General features: G+C 70.9%; 20 protein-coding genes and 1 pseudogene. 12 read left to right on the plus strand and 9 right to left on the minus strand.

All coding sequences use genetic code 11. The features are described from left to right. The first annotated feature begins 150 nt into the window (after nucleotides 1–150). On the plus strand, nucleotides 151–1,533 hold the full coding sequence (locus tag ACZ5SK_RS36545) for a glycine--tRNA ligase (RefSeq protein WP_334579971.1): 1,383 nt from the start codon (nucleotides 151–153) through the stop codon (nucleotides 1,531–1,533). A 57-nt stretch (nucleotides 1,534–1,590) separates the two neighbouring features. On the opposite strand, the gene ACZ5SK_RS36550 is transcribed toward ACZ5SK_RS36545, so the two are convergent. Further along, nucleotides 1,591–1,974, minus strand: a complete 384-nt coding sequence (locus ACZ5SK_RS36550) for a hypothetical protein (protein ID WP_334579972.1) — start codon at nucleotides 1,972–1,974, stop codon at nucleotides 1,591–1,593. Nucleotides 1,975–2,140: 166 nt separating this feature from the next. Between ACZ5SK_RS36550 and ACZ5SK_RS36555 the strand changes: the two genes are divergently transcribed. Both ACZ5SK_RS36555 and ACZ5SK_RS36560 read left to right on the plus strand, forming a co-directional pair. Continuing rightward, a complete protein-coding gene (locus ACZ5SK_RS36555) occupies nucleotides 2,141–2,983 on the plus strand; it encodes a helix-turn-helix domain-containing protein (RefSeq protein WP_334579973.1) in 843 nt (280 codons plus the stop codon). Then, on the plus strand, nucleotides 2,965–3,165 hold the full coding sequence (locus ACZ5SK_RS36560) for a DUF397 domain-containing protein (RefSeq protein WP_361706682.1): 201 nt from the start codon (nucleotides 2,965–2,967) through the stop codon (nucleotides 3,163–3,165). Before ACZ5SK_RS36555 ends, ACZ5SK_RS36560 begins: the two co-directional genes overlap by 19 nt. Here ACZ5SK_RS36560 and ACZ5SK_RS36565 read toward each other — a convergent pair. After that, nucleotides 3,144–4,256: an endonuclease/exonuclease/phosphatase family protein gene (locus ACZ5SK_RS36565; protein ID WP_468577043.1), complete on the minus strand. Its 1,113-nt coding sequence runs from the start codon at nucleotides 4,254–4,256 to the stop codon at nucleotides 3,144–3,146. The two genes, ACZ5SK_RS36560 and ACZ5SK_RS36565, sit on opposite strands and share 22 nt — an antisense overlap. Before the next feature lie 136 nt (nucleotides 4,257–4,392). On the opposite strand from ACZ5SK_RS36565, the gene ACZ5SK_RS36570 reads away from it, so the two are divergent. The 3 genes from ACZ5SK_RS36570 (at nucleotide 4,393) to ACZ5SK_RS36580 (ending at nucleotide 6,937) form a co-directional block, all read left to right on the plus strand. Beyond that, nucleotides 4,393–5,397 (plus strand): aldo/keto reductase, encoded by a 1,005-nt coding sequence (locus tag ACZ5SK_RS36570; protein ID WP_334579976.1) that lies wholly within the window; start codon nucleotides 4,393–4,395, stop codon nucleotides 5,395–5,397. A 25-nt stretch (nucleotides 5,398–5,422) separates the two neighbouring features. Continuing rightward, nucleotides 5,423–6,022, plus strand: coding sequence for a TetR/AcrR family transcriptional regulator (locus tag ACZ5SK_RS36575; protein WP_334579977.1), 600 nt, complete (start codon nucleotides 5,423–5,425; stop codon nucleotides 6,020–6,022). Nucleotides 6,023–6,142: 120 nt separating this feature from the next. Beyond that, complete coding sequence (locus ACZ5SK_RS36580; RefSeq protein ID WP_334579978.1) at nucleotides 6,143–6,937, plus strand: DUF899 domain-containing protein; 795 nt, start codon at nucleotides 6,143–6,145, stop codon at nucleotides 6,935–6,937. A gap of 17 nt (nucleotides 6,938–6,954) precedes the next feature. Here ACZ5SK_RS36580 and ACZ5SK_RS36585 read toward each other — a convergent pair whose 3' ends face one another. From ACZ5SK_RS36585 to ACZ5SK_RS36595, 3 genes are all read right to left on the minus strand, one after another. Further along, nucleotides 6,955–8,097, minus strand: coding sequence for a serine hydrolase domain-containing protein (locus ACZ5SK_RS36585; RefSeq protein WP_334579979.1), 1,143 nt, complete (start codon nucleotides 8,095–8,097; stop codon nucleotides 6,955–6,957). Nucleotides 8,098–8,167: 70 nt separating this feature from the next. Then, nucleotides 8,168–8,386, minus strand: coding sequence for a hypothetical protein (locus tag ACZ5SK_RS36590; protein ID WP_334579980.1), 219 nt, complete (start codon nucleotides 8,384–8,386; stop codon nucleotides 8,168–8,170). Nucleotides 8,387–8,531: 145 nt separating this feature from the next. Next, a complete protein-coding gene (locus ACZ5SK_RS36595) occupies nucleotides 8,532–10,022 on the minus strand; it encodes an MFS transporter (RefSeq protein WP_334579981.1) in 1,491 nt (496 codons plus the stop codon). 101 nt (nucleotides 10,023–10,123) lie between these two features. Between ACZ5SK_RS36595 and ACZ5SK_RS36600 the strand changes: the two genes are divergently transcribed. Then, nucleotides 10,124–11,044, plus strand: coding sequence for a helix-turn-helix transcriptional regulator (locus ACZ5SK_RS36600; RefSeq protein WP_361706694.1), 921 nt, complete (start codon nucleotides 10,124–10,126; stop codon nucleotides 11,042–11,044). Here ACZ5SK_RS36600 and ACZ5SK_RS36605 read toward each other — a convergent pair. Further along, entirely contained in the window at nucleotides 11,034–12,479 is a 1,446-nt protein-coding gene (locus ACZ5SK_RS36605; RefSeq protein ID WP_334579983.1) for an MFS transporter, read from the minus strand. The genes ACZ5SK_RS36600 and ACZ5SK_RS36605 overlap by 11 nt on opposite strands. A 64-nt stretch (nucleotides 12,480–12,543) precedes the next feature. Here ACZ5SK_RS36605 and dusB point away from each other — a divergent pair, with 64 nt between their 5' ends. Continuing rightward, nucleotides 12,544–13,683 carry a tRNA dihydrouridine synthase DusB gene (dusB, locus tag ACZ5SK_RS36610; RefSeq protein WP_361706697.1) on the plus strand — a complete coding sequence of 380 codons (1,140 nt, stop codon included), beginning with the start codon at nucleotides 12,544–12,546 and terminating at the stop codon, nucleotides 13,681–13,683. A gap of 78 nt (nucleotides 13,684–13,761) precedes the next feature. Here the strand turns inward: dusB and ACZ5SK_RS36615 are convergent. Beyond that, nucleotides 13,762–15,414, minus strand: a pseudogene (locus ACZ5SK_RS36615) (alkaline phosphatase family protein); the annotation flags it as partial. A gap of 469 nt (nucleotides 15,415–15,883) precedes the next feature. Between ACZ5SK_RS36615 and ACZ5SK_RS36620 the strand changes: the two are divergent. Then, a complete protein-coding gene (locus ACZ5SK_RS36620; RefSeq protein WP_468577083.1) occupies nucleotides 15,884–16,441 on the plus strand; it encodes a hypothetical protein in 558 nt (185 codons plus the stop codon). 177 nt (nucleotides 16,442–16,618) lie between these two features. Here the strand turns inward: ACZ5SK_RS36620 and ACZ5SK_RS36625 are convergent, their stop codons facing one another. Beyond that, the gene (locus ACZ5SK_RS36625) at nucleotides 16,619–18,568 is read right to left on the minus strand and encodes an amylo-alpha-1,6-glucosidase (protein ID WP_468577046.1); all 1,950 of its coding nucleotides are present in this window, start codon (nucleotides 18,566–18,568) and stop codon (nucleotides 16,619–16,621) included. Then, nucleotides 18,565–20,139, minus strand: coding sequence for an MGH1-like glycoside hydrolase domain-containing protein (locus ACZ5SK_RS36630; protein WP_334579986.1), 1,575 nt, complete (start codon nucleotides 20,137–20,139; stop codon nucleotides 18,565–18,567). Before ACZ5SK_RS36630 ends, ACZ5SK_RS36625 begins: the two co-directional genes overlap by 4 nt. A 114-nt stretch (nucleotides 20,140–20,253) precedes the next feature. Here ACZ5SK_RS36630 and ACZ5SK_RS36635 point away from each other — a divergent pair, with 114 nt between their 5' ends. The 3 genes from ACZ5SK_RS36635 (at nucleotide 20,254) to ACZ5SK_RS36645 (ending at nucleotide 25,639) form a co-directional block, all read left to right on the plus strand. Then, a complete protein-coding gene (locus ACZ5SK_RS36635; protein WP_457495717.1) occupies nucleotides 20,254–21,525 on the plus strand; it encodes an ROK family protein in 1,272 nt (423 codons plus the stop codon). Nucleotides 21,526–22,085: 560 nt separating this feature from the next. Next, the gene (gene ppdK / locus ACZ5SK_RS36640; protein WP_334579988.1) at nucleotides 22,086–24,833 is read left to right on the plus strand and encodes a pyruvate, phosphate dikinase; all 2,748 of its coding nucleotides are present in this window, start codon (nucleotides 22,086–22,088) and stop codon (nucleotides 24,831–24,833) included. A 572-nt stretch (nucleotides 24,834–25,405) separates the two neighbouring features. Beyond that, nucleotides 25,406–25,639 (plus strand): hypothetical protein, encoded by a 234-nt coding sequence (locus ACZ5SK_RS36645; protein WP_334579989.1) that lies wholly within the window; start codon nucleotides 25,406–25,408, stop codon nucleotides 25,637–25,639. The last annotated feature ends 20 nt before the right edge of the window (nucleotides 25,640–25,659 follow it).

A 25,659-nucleotide genomic window follows, 5' to 3' on the forward strand; every position in this document is an offset into this window, starting at 1 on the left:
GCGTAAGGGCCCGGTAAGCCCCGAAGGGCTGCGGTATGGCCCCCCGCGAACGACCACCGATTTGGTCGAGGGGGAGGACCCGCCGGTACCCTGAAGTCTTCGCTGGAAGCATCTCGCTTCGTCGCCCGTCGTCGTTATGAAGAGAGCACCGTGGCCGCCGACAAGATCGACACCATCGTCAGCCTGAGCAAGCGCCGTGGCTTTGTATTCCCCTGCAGTGAGATCTACGGCGGACAGCGTGCCGCCTGGGACTACGGACCGCTGGGTGTCGAGCTCAAGGAGAACCTGAAGCGCCAGTGGTGGCGCTACATGGTCACGTCGCGCGAGGACGTGGTCGGCATCGACTCGTCCGTCATCCTGGCCCCCGAGGTCTGGGTGGCCTCCGGTCACGTCGCCACCTTCTCCGACCCGCTGACCGAGTGCACCTCCTGCCACAAGCGGTTCCGCGCGGACCACCTCGAAGAGGCCTACGAGGCCAAGCACGGCCGCCTGCCGGAGAACGGCATGGCCGACATCAACTGCCCCAACTGCGGCAACAAGGGCCAGTTCACCGAGCCCAAGCAGTTCTCCGGCCTGCTCTCCACCCACCTCGGCCCCACGCAGGACACCGGCTCCATCGCCTACCTGCGCCCCGAGACCGCCCAGGGCATCTTCACCAACTTCGCCCAGGTGCAGACCACTTCGCGCCGCAAGCCGCCGTTCGGCATCGCCCAGATGGGCAAGTCCTTCCGCAACGAGATCACGCCCGGCAACTTCATCTTCCGCACCCGCGAGTTCGAGCAGATGGAGATGGAGTTCTTCGTCAAGCCGGGCGAGGACGAGAAGTGGCAGGAGTACTGGATGGAGCAGCGCTGGAACTGGTACACCGGCCTGGGCCTGCGTGAAGAGAACATGCGGTGGTACGAGCACCCGAAGGAGAAGCTCTCCCACTACTCCAAGCGCACCGCCGACATCGAGTACCGCTTCCAGTTCGGCGGCAACGAGTGGGGCGAGCTCGAGGGCGTCGCGAACCGCACCGACTACGACCTGGGCGCGCACTCCAAGGCCTCCGGCCAGGACCTCGCCTACTACGACCAGGAAGCCCAGGAGCGCTGGACTCCGTACGTCATCGAGCCGGCGGCGGGTGTCGGCCGCGCCATGCTGGCGTTCCTCCTGGACGCCTACGTCGAGGACGAGGCGCCCAACGCCAAGGGCAAGCTGGAGAAGCGGACGGTCCTGCGCCTGGACCACCGTCTGGCCCCGGTGAAGGTCGCGGTCCTGCCGCTGTCCCGCAACCCGGAGCTCTCCCCGAAGGCCAAGGGTCTGGCGGCCGCTCTCCGCCAGAACTGGAACATCGAGTTCGACGACGCCGGCGCCATCGGCCGCCGCTACCGCCGCCAGGACGAGATCGGCACGCCGTACTGCGTGACGGTCGACTTCGACACGCTGGACGACAACGCGGTCACCGTGCGCGAGCGGGACTCCATGAAGCAGGAGCGGGTGTCCCTCGACCAGATCGAGGGCTACCTCGCGGGGCGTCTGATCGGCTGCTGAGGCCGCGCCTCCCCTCGGCTCCGAGTGCCGGGTCCCTTTTCGGGGGCCCGGCATTCGTCATTCCCGGTGCTCGCGCCGCTGGTGGCTGCGCAGCAGCACGTTGGCGTCGGTCTCCGCGCTGTAGTCGTGCGTGGCGCGGGCGTCGGCCCGTCGCGCCGCCAGATCGACGCACTCGGCGCAGTCGGGCGTCGGCACGGGCGGGCGGGGCGTGCCGATGCCGACGAGGAACGGCGCGTCGGTCCGGGGGCGTCGGTTCGCCGCCCGGACGCCCGCGCTCAGCCGCTCCTGGGGGGTGGCCGGGCGCACGGCGGCCGGGTCGGCCTGCCACTCCCGTCCGCCGCCGACCGGCCGCAGCATCGCGTAGGGGCCGGACCGGTCGCGGTACTCACCGACCTTGTCGGTGGCCGGGTCGTAGAGGAGGGTGCCGGGTTCGTGCTGCATGTCATCCGCTCCTTTTACCCAACTTCCCTACGAAATGTGAGGGTTGGGCTACTCTGGGTGGTGGGGGGTTGTCGTCAGGATGGCCCTGGAGCGGGGTCGGCACGCCGTTGAGGTGGGGTTCGGCGTCGGTCAGCGGTGCAAATTCCATAAATTCCGGAGGGGTGAGATGCCGTCGAGGCGGGTGATCACGGGACGGAGCCAGGAACCTCGGCGACGGTTCGCGGAGGAACTGCGCTTACTGCGGGCCGACAAGGGGGACAGTCTGCGGCAGCTTGAGGAGGTGCTCGGCTGGAACGCGTCGACCTTCGGGAAGATGGAGGGCGGCCAGAACCTGGGAAGCCCGGAGATCGTAGAGGCCCTGGACCAGCACTACGGGACGACGCCGATGCTGCTCACTCTGTGGGAGTTGGCGGTGGCGGATCCTTCGCAGTTCAAGGAGCAGTATCGGCGGTACATGTTGCTGGAGGCCGAGGCGATTGGCCTGTGGCACTACGGCGTGAGCAGGCCACCGGGGATGCTTCACACGGCCGGGTACGCACGGGAGGCGCTCGCGGCGGGCGGGCTCAAGGGTGAGGACCTGGAACAGCAGGTCGAGGCCCGCCTTGGACGGCGGAAGGTGCTGGAGGGGGTCGACGCACCCCCGTTCCGCATGATCCTCTCTGAGGCGGTGCTGCGTAATTCGCTGCGTGACCCCCGAGAGTGGCGAGAACAGCTGGAGTGCCTGCTAGAGGCCGTGGTGCGCCCGAACATCACCCTTCATGTGCTGCCGTTCGGCACGGGGCTGCACTCGCTGGACAGCACCGACATGATGTTCCTGCGCCTAGTGGATGGCCGAACGGTGGCTTACACCGAAAACGACGTACGGGGTGAACTGGTCGAGGAGACAAGCAGGGTTGAGCGTCTGCACCGGACATATGATGCGGTACGTGACCTGGCGCTGAATCCCGCTGAGTCGCGGACGTTCATCTTGCGCATCTTGGAGGAAGTGCCGTGCGAGCCATCGACCTGAGCAATGTGACGTGGCGCAAGAGCAGCTACAGCAACTCGGACGGCGGTCAGTGCCTTGAGGTCTCCGACGACCTCCCCTTCGTTCCCGTGCGGGACAGCAAGGCTCCCGCCCGGGGTGTGCTTGTCTTCGGGCCGGAGGCCTGGGGGGCGTTCGTCGGGGCCTACAGGTCGACGTCCGCGTAGAGCGCCGCGTGGTCGGACGCCTCGTTGCCCTTCGACGTCACCGTGTCGAAGGACTTGATGTCGTCCGCGAAGATTCCACGGGTCTCCAGGCCGACGTGCTGCACCTCCCGCCACAGCTCCGGCGCGAGCAGGAGGTAGTCGATCTTGTTCCGCTCGCTCTTGCAGTCGCCGTGGGTGCCGGGGAGGCCGCGATAGGTGCGGTGGCTCATCACGTCGTGGATGCCGGTGTCCCGTAGCACGGTGACCGCGTCGCTGTCGGGGTCGTCGTTGAGGTCCCCGGCGACGATGACGTGCGGGGAGCGCTCCCTCGCCGCTGTGTAGATCTCCGCGACCCGCTTCGCCTGTGCCAGCCGCAGTTCGGGATCGTCCTGGAACTTGCTCTTCAGGTGGTTGCCGAGGATCACCAGGGGCGTGCCGTTGAGCCGGATCTCGAACTCGGGGCAGTCGCGGCTGAAGAGCCGCTGGTCGGGGCGTTCCGGGTGGGTGTCGAAGATGTGGGACCGGATGGACGTGATCGGGTGACGGCTGAGGATCCCGATGTCGATGCCCCGGCTGTCGTTGCCGTCGATCAGCAGGCTGTAGGGGTACGGCCGCCTGCCGAGCGCCCCCGCGAGGACCTGCGTGTTGAAGCGCTCCAGGGTGAGCCGGTCCTCGACCTCCACGGTGAGCAGGATGTCGGCGTCGACCTCTGAGACCACCCGGCCGGTGTTCCGCACCGCGTCCAGGTCGAAGTCGTCCTGCCCGAGTTCGGCCCAACCGGCCCACGCGGCACGACCCTTGGCGGTCACCTCGATGCTGGGGTGCTTGCCCGGCCCCGGCGGCTTGAACAGTCCGGAGTCCTTGCCCGGACGGGACTGGTTCACGTAGATCGGCGGCGGGTTCGTCGGGTCGATGTCGTACGCCCGGTGCTTCTCGATGAGCCCGGCGATCTTCGTCTTGTCGCTGTCCGAGTACACCGGCAGGTCGAGGAGGCCGACCAGCGTGGCGAAGTCGTCGAGGATCTCCTTGCGCTTCACCGGGTCCGGGATGCGGAACGCCGTGGGCCGGCGGAAGAGGTTCTCCATGTTGAACGTGGCGATGCGGATGCTCATGGCGGCCTCCACGGCGGCAGGCGCCGCCGAGGTGACTGCACGCCGACATCTCTCATTGTCCCCGGGGCCCCGGGCCTGTCGACCGGACGACTGACAGATATTGAAATCTGTCAGCTGTCATGCCATGCTGTTGGGTATGACGATCCCCACACGCACCCTCGGCACCACCGGCCCCCAGGTCTCCGCCCTCGGCCTCGGCTGCATGGGCATGTCCGCGCTGTACGGCGAGGCGGACCGGGCCGAGTCGATCGCGACGATCCACGCCGCTCTGGAGGCCGGCGTGACCCTGCTGGACACCGGCGACTTCTACGCCATGGGCCACAACGAGATGCTGATCGGCGAAGCCCTCCGCACCGCCCCCGCCGCCCGGCGCGAGCAGGCGCAGATCAGCGTGAAGTTCGGCGCGCTGCGCGACCCGGACGGCAGCTGGAGCGGCTACGACGGCCGCCCGGCAGCGGTGAAGAACTTCGCCGCCTACTCCCTTCAGCGCCTCGGCGTCGACCACCTCGACGTCTACCGCATCGCCCGGCTCGACCCGGCCGTACCGATCGAGGAGACGGTCGGAGCGATCGCCGAACTGGTCGAGAAGGGGTACGTCCGGCACATCGGCCTCAGCGAGGTCGGCGCGCAGACGATCCGCCGGGCCGCCGCCACCGCGCCGATCGCCGACCTCCAGATCGAGTACGCGCTGATCACCCGCGGCATCGAGCGGGAGATCCTGCCCACCACCCGTGAGCTGGGCATCTCGATCACCGCGTACGGAGTCCTGTCGCGCGGGCTGATCTCCGGGCACTTCAGCGCCGACCGGAAACTCGCGGCAGACGATTTCCGCGCGCGGTCCCCCCGCTTCCAGGGCGACAACCTCCAGCACAACCTGAACCTGGTGGAGGCTCTGCGGAAGATCGCCGAGCAGAAGGGCGTCTCCGTCGCGCAGATCGCGATCGCCTGGGTGCTCGGCCGGGGCGACGACATCGTGCCGCTGGTCGGCGCGCGGACCCGCGAGCGGCTCGCGGAGTCGCTCGGCGCGCTGCAGGTCACGCTGGACGAGGCCGACCTCGCTGCGATCGAGGAAGCGGTCCCGGCCGACGCCGCCGCGGGCGCGCGCTACCCGGAGGCCCAGATGACTCACCTCGAAGCGTGATCGCCCTTCCGGGTACGGTCTGAGCATGTCACCACCGGCCGAGGCCCTGACCGCCGAACGCATCCTCGAGACCACCGAGGAGGTGCTGCGCCGCCACGGTCCGGCCAAGGCCACCGTGGTCGACGTGGCCCGCGCGCTCGGCGTCAGTCACGGCAGCGTCTACCGCCACTTCCGCACCAAGGCGGCGCTGCGTGCGGCGGTCACTAAGCGGTGGCTGGACCACACGTCCGAGACCCTCTCCGGCATCACCGCCGACGAGACCCGCGACCCGGAGACCCGGCTGCGCGACTGGCTCGCGGAGCTCTACGAGGCCAAGCGCCGCAAGGCGGGCGGCGACCCCGAGCTGTTCGCCACGTACATGGTGCTGACCGTCGAGAGCGGCTCGGTGGTGGGCGAACACCTCGACGACCTCACCGGCCAGCTGACCCGGATCATCGAGGCGGGCGTGGCGACGGGCGCGTTCACGGCTCCCGCCCCGGCGACCACCGCCCGCGCCGTCTTCCAGGCCACCGCCCGCTTCCACGACCCCGCCTACTTCCAGGAGTGGGAACAGCCGGGGTCGCAGGACGACTTCCGGGCCTTGGTGGACCTCCTGCTGCACGGGCTGCGGCAGCGCGTCCGATGAGTTCCGGCCGGGTCGCGAGTCTGTACCGGTGAGCGTCGTCGTGTGCGTCGTAGGACGTCGCACGACGCCGTACGACGCCGACCGGACCGGCACCTGACACCACGGACCACGGAGGACGCCATGACGACCACGCCCGACGACCCGGCCACCGCCTCGGCCACCGCACTGCCCGGCCGCCCGCCCGTCGTCGACCTGGCTGCCTGGCAGGCCGCCCGTGACGAGCTGCTGGTCCGGGAGAAGGCCCACACCCACGAGGGCGACGCGATCGCCGCGGCCCGCCGCCGGCTGCCGATGGTGGAGTTCGACGGGACGGTCGAGGTCGTCGGACCCGACGGCCCGGTCCCGTTCCTCGACCTGTTCCAGGGCCGCGACGAGCTCGTCGTCTACAAGCACATGTGGTACGACGGCGCGCCGCACCAGGGGCAGTGCGAGGGCTGCACCACCACGGCCTGGCATCTGAAGGACGCCGCCTACCTCAACGCCCGAGGCGTGTCGTTCGCCGTCCTGACCACGGGCCCATGGGACGAGGTGGCCCCCTTCGTCGAGTTCATGGGCTACACCCAGCCCTGGTACTCGGTACGGGGCGTGGACGGACCGGCCGGCGGCAGCATGGGGTATCTCACCTGCTTCCTGCGCGACGGCGACCGCGTGTTCCTCACCTACTCCACGACGGGCCGCGGCAACGAGCGCGTCAACGGGTCCCTGGGCCTGCTCGACATGACGCCCTACGGCCGCGGCGAGGCATGGGAGGACAACCCGGAGGACTGGCCCACGGGCGGCAGCGCGTGCTGGTCCTGGCGCTCGGACGCGGACGGGAACCCGACCTGGGGCCCGACCAGCCGGCCCGTGCCGCAGTGGACCCGTCCCGGCGCGACCCCCGTGGAGACCCTCGGCCGGCACGGCCACTGCCACTGACCGCTGCCACCTGGCCCCTACTTGGCCGTGCACCGCCAGAAGTCCCGCATCAGCGGGGTCGGGGTCGGGTTCTCCATCGCCACCTGCGTCAGCAGGATCGTCACCGTGCCCGTCTGCGGGACGATGTGGGCCGTCGTCCCCGTGCCGCCGACCCAGCCGTAGCGGCCCGGGACGTTCCACGGGTCGACGGGGGAGACGTCGACCTGACCGCCGTAGCCCCAGCCCTGGCCTTCCATGAAGAGCGCGCCGATGTCGCGCTGGGCCGCCGTCAGGTGATTGGTCGTCATACGGCTCACCGAGGTGGGGGAGAGGATGCGGCGGCCGCCGGCCTCGCCCGCGTTCAGCAGAAGGCGGGCGAAGGCCAGCCAGTCGTCGGCCGTCGACGCCAGGCCCCCGCCGCCCGACGGGAACCGCGGCACGCTGCTCCACTCGCCGTCCGGGGTGTCCGACACCTCCAGCGCGCCCACGCCGTCGGGACGGTACGCGGTGGTGAAACGGTCCCGCTTCTCCTTCGGGACCTCGAACGCCGTGTCCTTCATGCCCAGGGGCTCGAACAGCCGCTCCGCGAGGAACTCGGGCAGGCTGCGGCCCGACGCCCGCGCGATCAGGATGCCCTGTAGATCGGACGCCGTCCCGTACAGCCAGGCCTCGCCCGGCTGGTGGAGGAGAGGCACCCGGGCCAGGTCCGTCAGCCAGGTGTCCGGGTCGGGATAGGCCTGTGGGAAGCGGCCGTCCTTCTGCACGGCGAAGAGGGCCTGCACGGCCGGCAGGGAGAAGTCCGACGGGAAGCCCCAGCCCGGGCGCGAGCTCAGCAGGTCCTCGACCGTGATCGGACGGGCCGCCGGGACCAGGTCGTCCACGGGAGAAGACGGCGTACGGACCGCCATCGGCTCCGCGAGCTCCGGCAGCCACTCGGCCACCGGCGCGTCGAGGCCGACCGTGCCGTCGTCCACCAGCGTGAGCAGCGCCGCCGCCGTGACCGGCTTGGTGATCGAGGCGATGCGGAAGAGGGACTCCCGGGTCATCGGGGCCGTGCCGTCGGCGTCCTGCGCGCCGACGGTCACCACCTCCACGTCGTCGCCGCGGGCCACCAGGCCCACCGCCCCCGGGACGGTGCCGTCGTCGACGTACTGTCGCAGGGTCCTGTGCAGAGTGCTCATGGCAGGCCTTCCGGTGCGAGTCCTTGAGAGTCCTTCGCTTCACCGCTACGACTCCCCGGACGGCCGGAAGTCATCGCGGGTCGCGGCCCTCCGTGGGGTCCACCGTCGCCTGGTGCGCCTCGGCGAGGTGCTCCTGCGCCTTCAGCCAGGGCAGGAACTGCGCCGCCCTGCGCCAGCCGCAGGTGTCACACCTGATCGTGCGCTGTACTCCGGCCCGCTGCACCCTGACGACGTGCTCCCGCCCGTGCTGGTCCCAGCGACTCACCCTGCTCGTGTTGATCTCCAGCATGACGCCTCCAGCGTCCGAGCTTCCTGGGGCATCGGGTCTGCCCGCGCGGCAAGGAGTGTGCAGGAAGGAGTGTGCAGCAAGACCAACATCAACAGGGGGTCCGGCCCCCCGCGTTGTCCGAGCCGTTCCCCGAACGCCGCCGCACTCAGCCCACCTTGCGCGGCAGCCGCAGGCTCAGCAGCCCCGTCACGACCACCCCGGCCAACTGCACGGCCAGCGTGGTCACCAGGGCGTCGCGCATGCCCATCCCCGGGACCAGGGAGAGGAACAGCGTGCCGAGAGTGGCCACGCCCAGCGCCAGCGACGTCTGCTGGGTGGTCACCATCACGCCGCTGCCGACGCCCGCACGGGCCGGCGGCACCTCGGACATCACGATCCGCATGACGACGGGCAGTTGGAGCGCCTGCCCCGCACCGGCGACCGCCGCGCCCGGCAGCAGCTCCACGAAGCCGAGGTCCGGCCAGTCGGCGCGCACGGTCAGCACGATCAGGAGGATTCCGACGCCCTGGAGCACCGACCCCGCCGTCACCACCCGCGCCCCGAACCGGGCGACCAGCCGCGGACCGGCGAGCGAGGCGGCGAAGAAGGCCACCGCCATGGGGGCCAGGGCGAGACCGGCCTGGACCGGGCCCAGGCGAGCCCCGCTCTGCAGCGCCACCGCCACGACGAACATGAACCCGCTGAAGCCGATCGAGAACGGCACCATGAGCGTCAGACCGCGCCGCAGCGTGCTGAGTTCGAGCAGGCTCGGGGGGACCAGAGGGGTACGGCCGTTGCGGTCGGCGCGGCGCTCGACGACATAGAAGGCCACTGCGACCAGCGGGAACGCCGCCAGGGACAGCCACGTCCACAGCGGCCAGCCCGCCGCGCGGCCCTCGGTGAGCGGGGCGAGCAGCGTCAGCAGGGCGACGGCGAGCAGGGCCGTGCCGGGGGCGTCCACCGGTTCGGGGCGCTGGGAGCGGGTCTCGGGGACCGTGCGGACGGCGAGGAACAGTCCCACGACGACGACGGGGACGTTCACGAGGAAGACCGAACGCCAGCCGCTGCCCGCGATGTCCGCCGCGACCAGCACCCCGCCGAGGATCTGGCCCGCCACCATCGACAGCCCGGCCGTGGCCCCGTAGAGGCTCATGGCCTTGGCGCGGCGGGTTCCCTCGGTGGAGGACTGGATGGTGGCGAGCACCTGCGGGACCATGGCGGCGGCCGACGCGCCCTGCGCGACCCGCGCCGCGACCAGCGACCACGCGTCGGGCGCGAGCCCGCAGGCCAGCGAGGTCAGGCCGAAGGCCGCCATGCCGCCCAGGAAGAGCCGGCGCCGGCCGAACAGGTCGCCGAGCCGGCCGCCGAGGACGAGCAGCACGGCGTACGCGAGCCCGTACCCGGCGACGACGAGTTCGAGGACGGACTCGCTCGCGGCGAGGTCCCGGCCCATGGTGGGTAGGGCGACGTTGACGATGAAGAAGTCGATGAGGGGCAGCGCCGCGCCGAGCAGCACGGTGAACAGCCCGAGGGAGCCGAGGGAGCCGAGGGCGTGGGCCGGTGCCGAAGTGCGGTCGCCCGGTGGGCTGGTGGCCGTGGCGGTGGTCCGGGCGGCGGTCGTGGTGGTAGTCGTGGTGGTAGTCGTTGTCTCGGTCACGCCGTCGAGCTTGCGCCGCCCCTCAACCGGGTACCAGAGTGTCCTTATCCTGGTACAAGGAGTACCTGGCAACAGGGTCCGGGCGGCTGCACGCTGGAGGCATGACGACGATGGCCTACGAGACGCCCACCGGGTCGCCGACCGGGTCGCCCACCGGGACGCCGCCCCGCGAGACCGTCGGCTCGGAGGTCCGGCGGCACGAACTGGCCGCCTTCCTGCGCAGTCGCCGCGAGCGCATCAAGCCCGAACAGGTCGGCCTCCCCCGCGGAACGCGCCGCCGCACGCCAGGACTTCGGCGTGAGGAGGTCGCCCACCTCTCGGCGGTCGGCGTCACCTGGTACACCTGGCTCGAACAGTCCCGGGACATCCATGTCTCGGTGCAGGTCCTGGACGCCCTCGCCCGCACCCTGCAGCTCGACCCGAGCGAGCGGGCCCACCTCTTCCAGCTCGCCGGCTCCGCCGACCCCACCCCGGCCTCCTCCTGCACCGGCATCTCCGACGCCGTCCGCACGCTGCTCGACCAGCTCGACCCGCTGCCCGCCTGCGTCCAGAACAGCCGCTACGACATCCTGGCCTACAACCGCACCTACGCCCACCTGCTCTGCGACCTCGACGCCGTGCCGCCCGAGGACCGCAACTGCATGATCCTCATCCACACCCATCCGCAGTGGCGCGAGTCGGTCGTCCACCTCGACGAGTCCATGCGCCTGATGGCAGCGAAACTCCGTGCCTCCATGGCCGGCCACCTCTCCGAACCCGCCTGGAAGATGCTGGTCAAACGTCTGCAGACGGAGTCCCCGGAGTTCCGCGAGAACTGGGAGCGCTACGAGGTCGTGGGGTCCCGCGGCAAGACCAAGCAGTTCCGCAACCGCCACGTCGGCCTCCTCACCGTCACCCACACCGACCTGTGGCTGAACCCGGAAAACGGAGCCCGCATGGTGACCTACGCGCCCGTGGACCAGAAGACCCGCGAGCGCCTGGAGAAGCTGCACGCGCGCGCCCGGGGCGCGCTCACGCCCTGATGCTCGTCGCCTCCCGGATCTCCGGGGCCTGAAGGCGCTGGGCGGTCCGTTCCGCCGTACGCCTGGCCCAGGGACCCGTGGTGACGACCCCCAGGACGATGACGGCCAGGCCGCAGCCGGTGAGGATCCACCAGCCGGGGACCGCGGCGGAGACGAAGGTCTCGCGGTACGACGAGGTGCTCACGCCCGCCGCCAGGACCGCGCCGACGACCGCGACGCCCAGGGTCTGGCCGAGCTGGCGGCTGGTGGAGGCGACGGCCGCCGCGACCCCCGCCTGACTGCGCGGCATGCCCGACACCGCCGTGTTCGTGATCGGCGCGTTCACGAAACCGAAGCCCACGCCGAACAGCATGTACCCGAGGAACAGCGTCCCATCGGACGTCTCCGCGTCGAAGGCGGCGAACAGCAGACCGCTCGTCGTCATCGCCACGCCCGCGACGAGCAGGGGCAGGCGTGGCCCCCGGCTGCCGACCAGCCGCCCGGACAGCGGCGCGCACAGGAACATCGGCACGGCCATGGGGAGCATCCACAGACCGGCGTGCAGGGCGTCCAGGCCGCGCACGTTCTGCAGATACAGGGTGGACAGGAACAGGAACCCGCCCAGCGCGGCGAACGCGCTGATCGCCACGACCGTCGCCCCGCTGAACGGGACCGAGCGGAAGAACCGCAGGTCGATGAGGGGTTCAGCGCGTCGGGGCTCGTACCGCAGGAGGCCGAGGAGCGCGACCAGAGCGACGGCGGCGAAGGGACCGCTCGTGGCGGCGCCCGCCTCCGGCGCCTCGATGATCGCGTAGGTCAGGGAGCCGAAGAGGACGATGACCAGCAGCTGGCCGACCGGGTCGGGACGGCGGGCCTTCGGCGCGCGGGACTCGGGGACGTAGCGCAGGGTGGCCAGCAGGGCCAGCAGGCCGACCGGCAGGTTGAGCCAGAAGATGGAGCGCCAGCCCACGGACTCCACCAGCAGTCCGCCCAGCAGCGGGCCCGCGGCCATCGATATGCCCACCACCGCGCCCCACACGCCGATCGCCCGGGCGCGCTCGCGCGGGTCGGTGAAGGTGTTGGTGATGATCGACATGGCGACCGGGTTCAGCATCGAACCGCCGACCGCCTGCACCATGCGGGCCGCGATCAGCAGCTCCAGGCTCGGCGCGAGCGAGCACAGCAGCGAGCCCAGCGAGAACACGACCAGGCCGGCCATGAAGACCTTCTTGCGGCCGATCCGGTCGGCGGTCGAGCCCGCCAGCATCAGCAGCGCGGCCAGCACCAGCGTGTACGCGTCGATCGTCCACTGCAGGCCGGCGGTCGTGGCGTGAAGGTCGTGCTGCATCGCGGGCAGCGCCACGTTCAGGACGGTGACGTCGAGGCTCACGATCAGCAGGCTCATGCAGCAGATCGCGAGGACGAGGAGGCGTCGTCGGGGGCTGAGCTCAGGCATGCGTGAATAGTACGCCTAACTAATGAATTTCGCGGCACTCCGTCCGGTGCGTGAGAATGGGGCAATGCCCACGCCCGCGTCCCCCTTGCAGATCGGCCCGCACGCCGTCCAGCCGCCCGTCGTCCTGGCCCCCATGGCCGGGATCACCAACGCGCCCTTCCGCACCCTGTGCAGGGAGTTCAGCGGTGGTAAAGGCCTGTTCGTCAGCGAGATGATCACGACCCGGGCGCTGGTCGAGCGCAACGAGAAGACCATGCAGCTGATCCGCTTCGACGCGACCGAGCAGCCGCGCTCGATCCAGCTGTACGGCGTCGACCCGGCCACCGTCGGCAAGGCCGTCCGCATGATCGCGGAAGAGGACCTCGCCGACCACATCGACCTGAACTTCGGCTGCCCGGTCCCGAAGGTCACCAGGAAGGGCGGCGGCTCGGCCCTCCCGTACAAGCGCAACCTGCTGCGGGCGATCCTGCGCGAGGCGGTGTCGGGCGCCGGCGACCTCCCGGTGACGATGAAGATGCGCAAGGGCATCGACGACGACCACATCACCTACCTCGACGCCGGCCGGATCGCCGTCGAGGAGGGCGTCACGGCGATCGCGCTCCACGGCCGTACGGCCGCCCAGCACTACGGCGGCACCGCCGACTGGGACGCCATCGCCCGGCTCAAGGAGCACGTCCCGGAGATCCCCGTCCTCGGCAACGGCGACATCTGGTCGGCGCAGGACGCACTGCGGATGGTGCGCGAGACAGGCTGCGACGGGGTGGTCGTGGGGCGCGGGTGCCTGGGCCGGCCGTGGCTGTTCGCCGACCTGGTGGCAGCCTTCGAGGGGCGGGACGACTTCCGTGAGCCGACCCTGCGCGAGGTCGCCGAGGTGATGGTGCGGCACGCCGCCCTGCTCGGCGAGTGGATCGGCGACGAGGCGCGCGGGGTCATCGACTTCCGCAAGCACGTCGCCTGGTACCTGAAGGGCTTCGCGGTCGGCTCCGAGATGCGGCGGCGCCTCGCCATCACCTCCTCGCTGGCGGAACTACGCACAGGGCTGGACGAGTTGGACCTCGACCAGCCCTGGCCCACCGGCGCCGACGGCCCCCGCGGCCGCACCTCCGGCAACAACCGGGTCGTCCTGCCGGACGGCTGGCTGAAGGACCCCTACGACTGCGCGGGGATCAGCGAGGACGCGGAGCTGGACACCTCCGGCGGCTGAGACCGGACCCGGCGGCCGGGGTCGGTTCCGGCGGCCAGGACCGATTCCGGCGACCGAGGTCAGTTCCGGCGGGCGAGGTCAGTTCCCGGAAGGGTGTGGGGTGGACCCGTACGCCGTCAGGAACTTGTCGCGGAACGAGCTCATCTTCCACACCGGCGCGTTGTGGGCCGGCTTCAGGCCGTCCGTCCAGTTCCAGGCGGCGATCTTGTCGAGGACCTTCGGGTCCTTGGCGACGATCGAGATCGGCACGTCCCGGCTGGCGTTGTTGCCGCTGACCCGGGCTATGGGCTGGTGGTCGCCGAGGAACACCAGGACGGTGTCGTCGGTGCCGTAGCGCTCCAGCCACTGGGTGAGGGCGGTCACCGAGTACTGGATGGACTTGCCGTACTCCTCCTTGGACTTGGCGCTGTTGGCGATGACCTCGGACGCCTTCTTGCCGGCCTTCTCGATGCCGTCGAAGACCGAGCCGTCGCCGAGGTCGTCCCAGCCGACCATCTTCGGTATCGGCGCCCAGGGCTGGTGGCTGGAGGTCAGGATGATCTCCGACATCAGCGGCTTGTCACGGTCCGTGCGGCTGTGCTCCAGCCGCTGGAACGCCTCCAGGGCGTACTGGTCCGGCATGGTCGACCAGCTGAACTTCGGTCCCTGGTAACCCATCTGGAAGGCGTTGTAGACCTTGTCCAGGCCGTAGAACTTCTGCTCCGGCCAGCCCTTCTGCACACCCGGCATGATCCCGACGGTGTCCCAGGCGCCGGTCTTCTTGAACGCCTTCGTCAGCGACAGGTGATCGCTCGCCATCACCGTGCGGTAGCGCTGCTGGTTGTCGACCCACAGCCCGGACAGCGTGGTGGAGTGACCGAGCCAGCTGCTGCCGCCGTACGTCGCCGAGGTCAGCCAGCCGCTCTTCGCGTGGAAGCCGGCCTTCGTCAGGGCCTGCGTGCTCACGTCGAGGGTCTTGTCGACGCCCGGCGCCATGATCGGGTCCTCGATGGCGCTGCGGCCGTAGCTCTCGATGAACGTGAAGATCATGTCCTTGCCGCGCAGGTCAGGCACGAGCTGGTCGGCGGGGGTGGCGCCGAACGCGTCGGCGCGGGCCACCTTGCCGAACGCGGCCTCGTCCCGCAGGGTGTCGCGCACCCGCCTCGCCTCCGAGGCGACCGTGTGCGCGACCCGGTCGGAGGCGACCGGCATCCCGGCGTACTGCAGACTGAGCACGGAGCACGTGATCCAGGCGGTGCCCGCGATCAGCGTGCCCCGGGTCGCCTGTCGGGTGTTGCTCACCAGGATGCCGCTCAGCCGGACCGTCGCCAGCGCCATGATCACCATGACCAGGACGACGAGCAGGACGACGCCGATCGCCGCGGCGAGCGCGACCGTCCCGCCCATCGAGTCCGCGACGTAGGACTGGGCGTCGTCCAGCAGACCCCAGTCCAGGACGAGGTTGAAGTCGCGGCCCAGGTACTCCACGAACCCCATGTCGAGCAGGTTCAGCACGGTCAGCGCCCCGAGCGCCGCGCCGGCCAGCGCCGCCAGCGCCACCCGCGGCCGGCGCGGCAGCGCCAGCAGCACGGCCGCACCGATGATCGCCTCACCCGGCAGCCGCAGGAACTGGCTCACATGAACCGCGAAGAGACGATTCGGCATCACCAACGCCCCGAGCACCAGCACGACGGCAAGAACCGTCACGCTCCACCACACCACCCGCGCACCCCGAGGATGCCGCCCCCGCCAGGACCCAACCCACCCCCTGCCCCCCCGAGCCCGCCGCCCCCGCCTCTCCCCAACCTGCGAAACAGCCCCCGCGGGAGCCTCCGTCTCGGCCGCGTTTGATTCGCCGGGGGCCTTCGCCTCCGTCGCGCCTGATCCGGCGGTGGTCTTCGTGTCCGCCGGGCCTGTTTCGCCGGTGGTTTTCGGCTTCGCCGGGTCCGCCCCCGCGGGGGCCTCCGTCTCCGCCGGGTCTGATTCGTCGGTGGTCTTCGTGTCCGTCGGGCCTGTTTCGCCGGTGGTTTTCGGCTTCGCCGGGGCCGTCTCCGCGTGAGCCTCCGTCTCCGCCGGGCCTGACTCGCCGGTGGTCTTCGTGTCCGCCGCGCCTGATTCGCCGGGGGTTTTCGGCTTCGCCGGGGCCGTCTCCGCGGGAGCCTCCGTCTCCGTCGCGCCTGATCCGGCGGTGGTCTTCGTGTCCGTCGCGCCTGATCCGGCGGTGGTCTTCGTGTCCGTCGCGCCTGACTCGCCGGAGGCCTTCGTGTCCGTCGCGCCTGATCCGGCGGGGGCCTCCGTCTCCGTCGCGTCTGATCCGGCGGTGGTCTTCGGCTTCGCCGGGTCCGGCTCCGTCGCGGACGACTCCGGGGTCGTCCCGCCCGGGGACGCCGTTTCCGACTCCGTCGTCTCCGGCGCTTCCGTCTCAGCAGCCTTCGCCTTCGTGACCGCTCGCTCTGAGGCCTCTGCCTTCGAGGCCGCCGGTTCCGTGGCCGTCGTCTCAGGGGCCTTCGGCTCCCGGGGGCCCGGCACCGAGGCCTCTGCCTCGGTGGTCTCGGGCTTCGGGGCTGTCGGCTCCGTGGTCTTCGGCTCCGTCGTCTTCGGTGCTTCAGCCTCGGTGGCCTCCGGCTCCCGGGTTCCCGGCACAGACGTCTCGGCGTCGGTGGTTCTGGGCTTCGCCGCCTCCGGGGTCCCCGTTTCCCGGGGTGCCGGGTCTGGGGTGGTCGGGGGGTTGGCGGGGGTGTCCTCGGGGGGGTTTGGGGCGGGGTGTTGGGATGAGTGAGTGGAGACAGGCACCCGAGGGTCCTTCCGTACGAAGCCCGGCGGTTCGGCGGATCCGGTGTGGGTCGGATCCGCCACAGTTTCGTACGGCCTGCCCTTCGCCCGCGTTCAGCCCCCTGGGCCTGTGCTCGGCAAACACCGCGCAAACGTCACGCCAAGCACCTCCCGGGAGGGAACGTCACGCGCCCCCGACTGCCGTGAGCAGCGCCAACGGGGCCGCTGCCGAGCGGGATTCCCGTACGCACGCGTGGGGGTACGGTACCGGCTGCGCGTGCGTGTCGCGGCCATAGCCCGCGAGCACCTCGGGCAGGCGGTGACCGGTCGCGGTCGCCGCGTCGACCAGCGCGTGGGCGACCGTACGGGCCTCGTCGTGCAGGCCGTAGCGGGCGAGCCCCAGCGTGATCAGCGCGTTGTCGTGCGGCCAGACCGAACCCCGGTGGTAGGACAGGGGGTGGTACGCCGCCTGCCCGGCGGCGAGGGTGCGCACGCCCCAGCCGGAGAAGAAGTCGGGTTCGACCAGCCGCCGGCCCACGGCCTCGCCGTACTCCTTGTCCAGCAGACCCGACCAGAGCAGATGCCCGGCGTCCGAGGCGAGCGCGTCGACCTGGCGGCCCTCGCCGTCCAGCGCGAGCGCCGGGAACGAGCGGTCCGGCATCCAGAAGTCCCGCTGGAAACGGTCCCGCAGATCGGCCGCGGCCTGCTCCAGCAGCGCCGCGTACGTCTCGTCCTGCCACACCGTGCGCGCCACCCACGCAGTACGGCGCAGCGCGTCGTACGCGTACCCCTGCGCCCCCGCCGCCATCACCGCCCCGCTCGCGCGGGTGCCGTCCGCGGAGCAGATGGCGCCGGGGGAGTCCTTCCAGTTCTGGTTGGCCAGGCCGCCGTTGTCGGCGCGGTAGACCAGGTAACCGCGGGAGGTGAGCCCGCCGTGGTCCAGCATCCAGCCCACCGCCGCGCGGGCGTTGGGCTCCAGGCGGTGGGCCGTCGCCGCGTCCCCGGTCTGCTCGACGTACGCGCCGAGCAGGACGAGGAACAGCGGGGTCGCGTCCACCGAACCGTAGTAGCGGCCGAAGGGGACCTGTCCGAAGTGGGCCAGTTCGCCGTGCCGCACCTCGTGCACGATCTTCCCGGGCTGGGACACCGAGTCCCGGCCGGTCTCGGTCGCCTGTCCGGCGGCGAGCGCCAGCAGTGTGGCGGCGGCCGGCCGCGGCCGGTAGGGGAGGGTGAACAGCGAGGTGAGCAGGGCGTCGCGGCCCAGCAGGGTCAGGAACCAGGGGGCGCCCGCCGCCGGAACGCGCAACTCCTCGCCGTCCGGCCCGGTCGCCTGCACCTGGAGCGCGGCCAGATCCGCGAGCCCGCGAACGCAGGCGGCGGCCAGCTCGGGCCAGCCGGTCGGGAAGGCCACGCCCTCCATGAACTCGCCCTCCTGCGCCCGGAGTTGCTCGGCCACCGCGGCCGGGGAACGGGGCACCCGCAGGGCCCGCTTCTCGCCGTGCGGCCGGGCCATCACCCGCAGGGTCAACTCGGCCGAGCCGTGCGGCTCCAGCTCCAGCGTCCACACCAGACGGCGGGCCCCGGTGCCGGTCTCCTCGACGCCGTCCGGCGCGGGCTCGGCCGTCACCGTCGTGCGGGACTGCCATTCACCGCGCCGGTAGGTGAACTCCACGCCGTTGTCCAGGACCTGGCGGCGGCGGACGACCCCGGTCTTCGCGTATGTACGGTGGTCGGAGCGGAGTTCGAACTGGTCGGTGAAGTCGGCGTCGGCGGTGACCGCGAGCCGGACCGTCGTCGGCACCGGCCGGTTGCTGACGATCCGCAGCGACTCCACGAACGAGCTGTCTCCGACGGCCTGTTCACGGAACAGGGTGCAGGACGGCGGCTCGTTGCGTCCGCCGCGCGGCACGAGCACGCATCGCGTGACGTCCCCGTCCGCGACCGGCGCGAGCGCCTCGGGCACGGCGCCGTCGACCGTCAGCTGCCAGCGGCTGAGGTGCCGGGCATCCCGGACGAATAACCCCTCCGGGGACCCGGAGGCCGTGCCGGAGCCCCGTACGCCGCTGATGTCCCCGTGGTCGCCCACGGCGGCGAACGTCCCGCCGTACACGAGCAGATGATGCCGGTCCGTCATCCCCGGTCCCCTCCCTTGAGAGCGTTCGCCTTGTTCGCCTTGTTCGCCTGGTTCACTCGGTTGACTTGGTTCACTTCGGTCGCTTGGTCCGCTTGGTCCGCTTGGTCTGCCTGGTCCGCGTCGCTTCGGTGCAGCAGGTCGAGCGTGAGCGCGGCGGTCCAGCTGAAGCCGGTCGCGCCGCAGGCCTCGCCGGTGTACGGATCGACGTACTCCGCGAAGTCCGAGCCGACCGCGATGTCCAGCACCGCCCGGCGCAGCGCGTCCGCGTCGGCCCGGTGGCCGTGCAGCCGCAGACCGCGCTCCAGCAGCCAACTCGTGTTGAACCAGGCCGGGCCGCGCCAGTAACGGTGCGGGTCGAAGGCCTCGCCGAGCAGGTCGTAGCTGGGGACGAGGCGGGTGGTCGTGCCGAGCCCGAAGTGCGGGCCGCGCAGGGTCCCCACGAGGGCCGTCACCACCTCGCGCGGCAGCCCGGGCAGGAGGAGGGGCACGAGCCCGGAGACCCCACGCTCACGGATCAGCGCACCGCCCGCACCGCCCGCACTGCCCGGATCACCCGAATCGCCCGGACCGCCCGGACCGCCCTGTCCGTCGGCCCGCGCCCCTTGCACGTCCCGGCAGAAGAACATGCCCTCCCTCGGGTCCCACAGCCGCTCGACCAGGGCCGTCGTCAGGCGTTCCGCGCGCGCGTGGCGGGCGCCGGCCGGCGCGCCCAGCTCCTGCGCGATGCGCGCGAGGGCGTGTTCGGAGGCGATGAGCAGCGCGTTGAAGGCGGGGTCCTCGACGGCGAACTCCCCGCCCCCGTCGGCATAGCCGCCGTCCCGGTACTCCGTCGCCAGCCGCACGTACCGCCCGTAGTCCAGGTCCGTCGGACGGTCCTGGGCCGCGCCGTGGTCGAGGTCGGCGCGCCGGAAGGAGCGGGCCGGGGCCGGGGTGACCCGGGCGAGCGGCGCGTCCCAGCTCGGCGCGTTGTCCATGCCCTGCTCCCAGGGGTGGACGACCGACACCAGCCCGCCCCCGCCGAGGTCCCGCCGGTGCAGCAGATACCGGTGCCAGGCGGCGAGCCGCGGGTAGACCCGGGCGAGGAAGCCGCGCGCCCGGGAGAGCCCCGGGTCGGCGCGGTGCACCAGCCAGGCCGCGAGCGCGTGCACCGGTGGCTGCACGATGCCGGAGGTCTGTACGGTGCGCGGGGCGCCCGCAGCGCGCCCCGCGGTCGAGGAGCGCCAGAAGTCGGGGCTCGGGAAGTACGCGTCGAGCGGTACGGAGGGGTTGAAGACGATGTGCGGGATACGCCCGTCGTCCCACTGGGCGGCCAGCAGCGTCTCCAGCTCCGTCTGCGCCCGGCGCGGCGAGAGGTGCCTGAGCCCGATCGCGATGAACGCCGAGTCCCAGGACCACTGGTGCGGGTACAGCCGGCGCGACGGCACGGTCGACGCGCCGGTCCAGTTGCCCTCCAGCACGGCTGCCGCCCGCGTGTGCAGCGACCTGGGGTGCGGCGAACCCGGCGGAGCCGCCGGATCGTATGCAACGGCGTACTCCGCCGGGCGGGCGATGAGCTGGGCGGTGCGATCCACTCGGGGCTCCCCGAAGACGACAAGGCCGACTGGTTCGGCAGTGGCTACCGTAGGGTTACGTCTATTTAACACGCAAAACTCAATATGTAATGCACGCTGGGGAAACACAAGGGGGTGCGCATGACCGGGCGTTCGGGACGGACCGGCGGGACCGGCAGGGCGGGCAGTGCCGGCGGGACCGGCAGGGCGGGCCGGGCAGGCAGCCAGGCCAGCGCCGGAGATCTGCTCGAACTGGTGCGCAGCGGCCGGGCGACGACCCGCGGCGCCCTCCAGCAGGCCACCGGCCTCTCGCGCGCGACCGTGGGCCAACGCCTGGAGCGCCTCTTCCGCGCGGGCTGGCTGCGCGAGGGCGCCGGCGGCCCGGTCGACTCCCCGCTCGGCGGCCGCCCCTCGATCACCCTGGAGTTCGACGACGCCCACGCGGTCGTCCTGGCCGCGGACCTGGACACCCGGCACGCCCGGGCGGCCGTGCTGACCCTGACCGGCGAGATCCTCGCCGAGCACGGCGGCACCCTGGTCATCGAGGACGGTCCGGACGCCGTCCTCGGCGAACTCGGCGGCTGGTTCGCCGAGCTGCTGGAGAAGGCGGGCCACCGGCCGGACGAGGTCTGCGGCATCGGACTCGCCGTCCCCGGCCCGGTCGACAGCGAGACCGGCCGGGTCGTCCAGCCGCCGATCATGCCCGGCTGGGACGGCTACGACATACGGGGCCGCCTCGCGCGAGCGTTCACGGAACGCACCGGGGCGCCGGCGGTCCCGGTGCTCGTCGACAACGACGCCAACCTCATGGCGTACGGCGAACAGCGCACCGGGTACCCGGACTGCTCGGCGTTCGTGCTGGTCAAGGTGTCCACGGGCATCGGCGCCGGAGTCGTGGTCGACGGCTCGATCTTCCGTGGCGTGGACGGCGGCGCCGGCGACATCGGGCACATCCGGGTGGGCGCGGAGGCGCTGTGCCGCTGCGGCTCCCACGGCTGTCTCGCCGCCGTCGCCAGCGGAGGCGCCGTGGCGCGGCGGCTCACGGAGTCGGGAATACCGGCGTCCTCGGGCTCGGACGTGCGCGACCTGCTCGCCGCCGGGCACCCCGAGGCCGCGGCGCTGGCCCGCGAGGCGGGGCGCCGCGTCGGGGACGTCCTGGCGACGGTCGTGACGCTGCTCAACCCCGGGGTCCTGATGATCGCCGGGGATCTGGCCGGAACCGCCTTCCTCACGGGCGTGCGCGAGCTGCTCTACCAGCGGGCGCTGCCCCGCTCCACGGCCCGTCTGGACGTCGTGACCTCGCGGCTGGGGGAGCGGGCGGGCCTGGTGGGAGGGGGTGCGCTGGTCGTGGAGCACCTGTATGCGCCGGAGCGGGTGGAGGAGCGGTTGCTGGCGCTGGGGGTGTGAGGGACGCTCGTATGACGGGCCGCACGATGGGCCGCCCGACGGGCCGTGCGACGTGCTGCACGACAGGCCGTGCGACGTGCCGACAGGCCGTGCGACGTGCCGTACGACGTGCCGTGCGACGTGCCGTACGACGGGCGGCAGGCCGGCGGCATGACGGGCGGGTTTCCGTCCCGAGACGCGTCCGCATGGTGAAATCGGGCGGCCTGTGGAAGCGTGATTCTCGCCACCCCTGAGGGGGGTAGTGCTCAGATGAGCGGATCATGAGTCGCTGCACTTCTCCAAGGAGTGGCACTGAGTGCCATCGCTTGATCGTTCATCGATCGAAATCAATCGTGCCACACGGCGCTCGTCTGAGCGGGATGTGAGGCGCGTGGGAGGTGCTTGCGTTCAAGAAGTGAAAACATCCGCCGCTCTGGGCTTGCCAAGCCTTGACTTTCGATCCGCTGGCGGACGACTGGTTACGAGCACATGACGCGCGAGTAGACGTACCCAGACGCCTTTGATCTGGGTATGTTCCTGGCCGTCAGGGCAGCCACCGCGTCCTCGAGGAGTCGAGACCCGTGTCGGAAAACAAAGATCTCCCGGTAACCGAGCAGGCCGCGAGCGTTGAGGGCGTGAAGTTCGTTTACGACTTCACCGAAGGCAACAAGGACCTCAAGGACCTCCTCGGCGGCAAGGGCGCCAACCTCGCCGAGATGACCAACCTGGACCTTCCCGTCCCTCCGGGCTTCACCATCACCACCGAGGCCTGCAAGGTCTACCTCGACAGCGGCGAGGAGCCCGCGGCACTGCGTGACGAGGTGAGTGCGCACCTCGCCGCCCTGGAAGAGCGGATGGGCAAGAAGCTCGGCCAGGCCGACAACCCCCTCCTCGTCTCCGTCCGCTCGGGCGCGAAGTTCTCGATGCCCGGCATGATGGACACCGTCCTGAACATCGGCCTCTCCGACAAGTCCGTCCAGGGCCTGGCCAAGCAGGCCGGCGACGACCGCTTCGCGTGGGACTCCTACCGCCGGCTGATCCAGATGTTCGGCAAGACCGTCCTCGGCGTCGACGGCGAGCTCTTCGAGGACGCGCTGGAGGCCGCGAAGACCGCGAAGAAGGTCGCCGTCGACACCGAGCTGGAGGCGGCGGACCTGAAGAAGCTGGTCACCCGCTTCAAGAAGATCGTCAAGACGGAGGCCGGCCGCGACTTCCCGCAGGACCCGCGCGAGCAGATGGACCTCGCCATCCACGCGGTCTTCGACTCCTGGAACACCGACCGCGCCAAGCTCTACCGCCGCCAGGAGCGCATCCCCGGCGACCTCGGCACCGCCGTCAACGTCTGCTCGATGGTCTTCGGCAACCTCGGCCCCGACTCCGGCACGGGCGTCGCCTTCACCCGCGACCCGGCCTCCGGCCACCAGGGCGTCTACGGCGACTACCTCCAGAACGCCCAGGGCGAGGACGTGGTCGCGGGCATCCGCAACACCGTCCCGCTCGCCGAACTGGAGCACATCGACAAGAAGTCGTACGACCAGCTGATGCAGATCATGGAGACGCTGGAGAACCACTACAAGGACCTCTGCGACATCGAGTTCACCATCGAACGCGGCCAGCTGTGGATGCTCCAGACCCGCGTCGGCAAGCGCACGGCGGGCGCGGCCTTCCGCATCGCGACCCAGCTCGTCGACCAGGGCCTCATCGACGAGACGGAAGCCCTCCAGCGCGTCAACGGCGCCCAGCTCGCCCAGCTGATGTTCCCCCGCTTCGACGAGGACGCGAAGGTGGAGAAGGTCGGCCGGGGCATCGCGGCCTCCCCGGGCGCGGCCGTCGGCAAGGCCGTGTTCGACTCGTACACCGCCGTCAAGTGGTCGCGCTCGGGCGAGAAGGTCATCCTCGTCCGCCGCGAGACCAACCCCGACGACCTCGACGGCATGATCGCCGCCGAGGGCATCCTGACCAGCCGCGGCGGCAAGACCTCGCATGCCGCGGTGGTGGCCCGGGGCATGGGCAAGACCTGCGTCTGCGGCGCGGAGGAGCTCGAGGTCGACACCAAGCGCCGCCGGATGACGGTGCCGGGCGGCCACGTGGTGGAAGAGGGCGACGTCATCTCCATCGACGGCTCGTCCGGCAAGGTCTACCTGGGCGAGGTCCCGGTCGTCCCGTCCCCCGTCGTGGAGTACTTCGAAGGCCGGATGCACGCGGGCGCCGACGACGCCGACGAGCTCGTCGAGGCCGTCCACCGCATCATGGCCTTCGCCGACCGCAAGCGACGGCTGCGGGTGCGCGCGAACGCCGACAACGCCGAGGACGCGCTGCGCGCCCGGCGCTTCGGAGCCCAGGGCATCGGCCTGTGCCGCACGGAGCACATGTTCCTCGGCGACCGGCGTGAGCTGGTGGAACGCCTGATCCTCGCGGACACGGAGGAGGAGCGCGAGGAGTCCCTGAAGCAGCTCCTGCCCCTCCAGAAGAAGGACTTCGTCGAACTCTTCGAGGCGATGGACGGCCTCCCGGTGACGGTCCGCCTCCTGGACCCCCCGCTGCACGAGTTCCTGCCCGACATCACCGAGCTGTCGGTGCGGGTGGCGCTGGCGGAGTCCCGCCAGGAGTCCCACGAGAACGACCTGCGCCTGCTCCAGGCGGTCCACCGCCTGCACGAGCAGAACCCGATGCTGGGCCTGCGGGGCGTACGCCTCGGCCTCGTCATCCCCGGCCTGTTCACGATGCAGGTCCGGGCCATCGCGGAGGCGGCGGCGGAGCGCAAGAACGCCAAGGGCGACCCGCGCGCCGAGATCATGATCCCGCTGGTCGGCACCGTCCAGGAGCTGGAGATCGTCCGCGAGGAGGCCGACCAGGTCGTCGCGGAGGTCGAGGCGGCGACGGGCGTCGCCCTGAAGCTGGCGATCGGCACGATGATCGAACTCCCCCGGGCGGCCCTCACCGCCGGCCAGATCGCGGAGGCGGCCGAGTTCTTCTCCTTCGGCACGAACGACCTCACCCAGACGGTCTGGGGCTTCAGCCGCGACGACGTCGAGGCCTCCTTCTTCACGGCGTACCTGGAGAAGGGCATCTTCGGCGTCAGCCCCTTCGAGACCATCGACAAGGACGGCGTCGGCTCGCTCGTCAAGGCCGCGGCCGAGGCCGGCCGGGCGACCCGCCCCGACCTGAAACTCGGCGTCTGCGGCGAACACGGCGGCGACCCGGAGTCCGTCCACTTCTTCCACGAGGTAGGCCTGGACTACGTCTCCTGCTCCCCGTTCCGCATCCCGGTGGCCCGCCTGGAAGCGGGCCGGGCGGCCACGCAGTCGACGGGCAGCGACCACCGCTGAGCCGGAGGCCCGAGGCCCTGAGAGGCCGCAAAGGACTGAGGCCCGGACGCCCGGAGGCCAGGAGCCTGAGGGGTCCATGAACCCCGGAGCCGCCGCTGGTCCCCGACCCTCACCGATCGGCGGCGGCTCCGGCGCACCAAGGAGGACGGCACCCTGTGCGGGGGTGCCGTCCTCTTGTGTTGCCGTTCAGGGCGGGTTGCGCCGTTCGTTCCCCCGATATCTCTCCCGATGGCTGGTTCGGATGCGGTTTGCGCGGTGGTGTCTGGATTTCGATCACCTGATGTGATGGCGGGTGAGCGACTGAAGGTTTCAGCACGTGATCGACCGACTACTTTCTGTGGTCGGTGGTGGTCGACGGGGCTACCGGGCGGTCGGAGAGGTGTGCGATGCGGAAGGTATTGGCCGGAGTGCTGGCTGCGGGGGCGTTTCTCATGGGGGCGGGGACGGCAGTTGGTGCGGGGGGCTGGCGAAACATGCCGTATCTGCACTCGTCGGGCGTTGACTTCCTGGCGGGTGAGTATCGCTTCAATCCTGCAGGTCAGAACCATGGTGCCTTCGAGTGGAAAGGTAACTTGAAGGACTCTGACCCGGAAGACGGTCACAACGTCTACATGCTGGTACGGGTCGAGGGGCACGGGTGGGTGCGTTACAACGGCAAGCAGCGGAAGACGGTCGCTCTGCACCAGTCGAACTGGAACGGCGCCCAGCGCTACACCAATAACGCAGAGATCAAGGCATGCCGTGACCGCGGCAGTCTGCACCCCGACAACTGCTCCCACACCAAGAGCCTCTCGAGCGGTCGCTAAAAGCCTTCTGTACCCCACCA

It is taken from the genome of Streptomyces sp. NPDC031474, assembly GCF_055581185.1.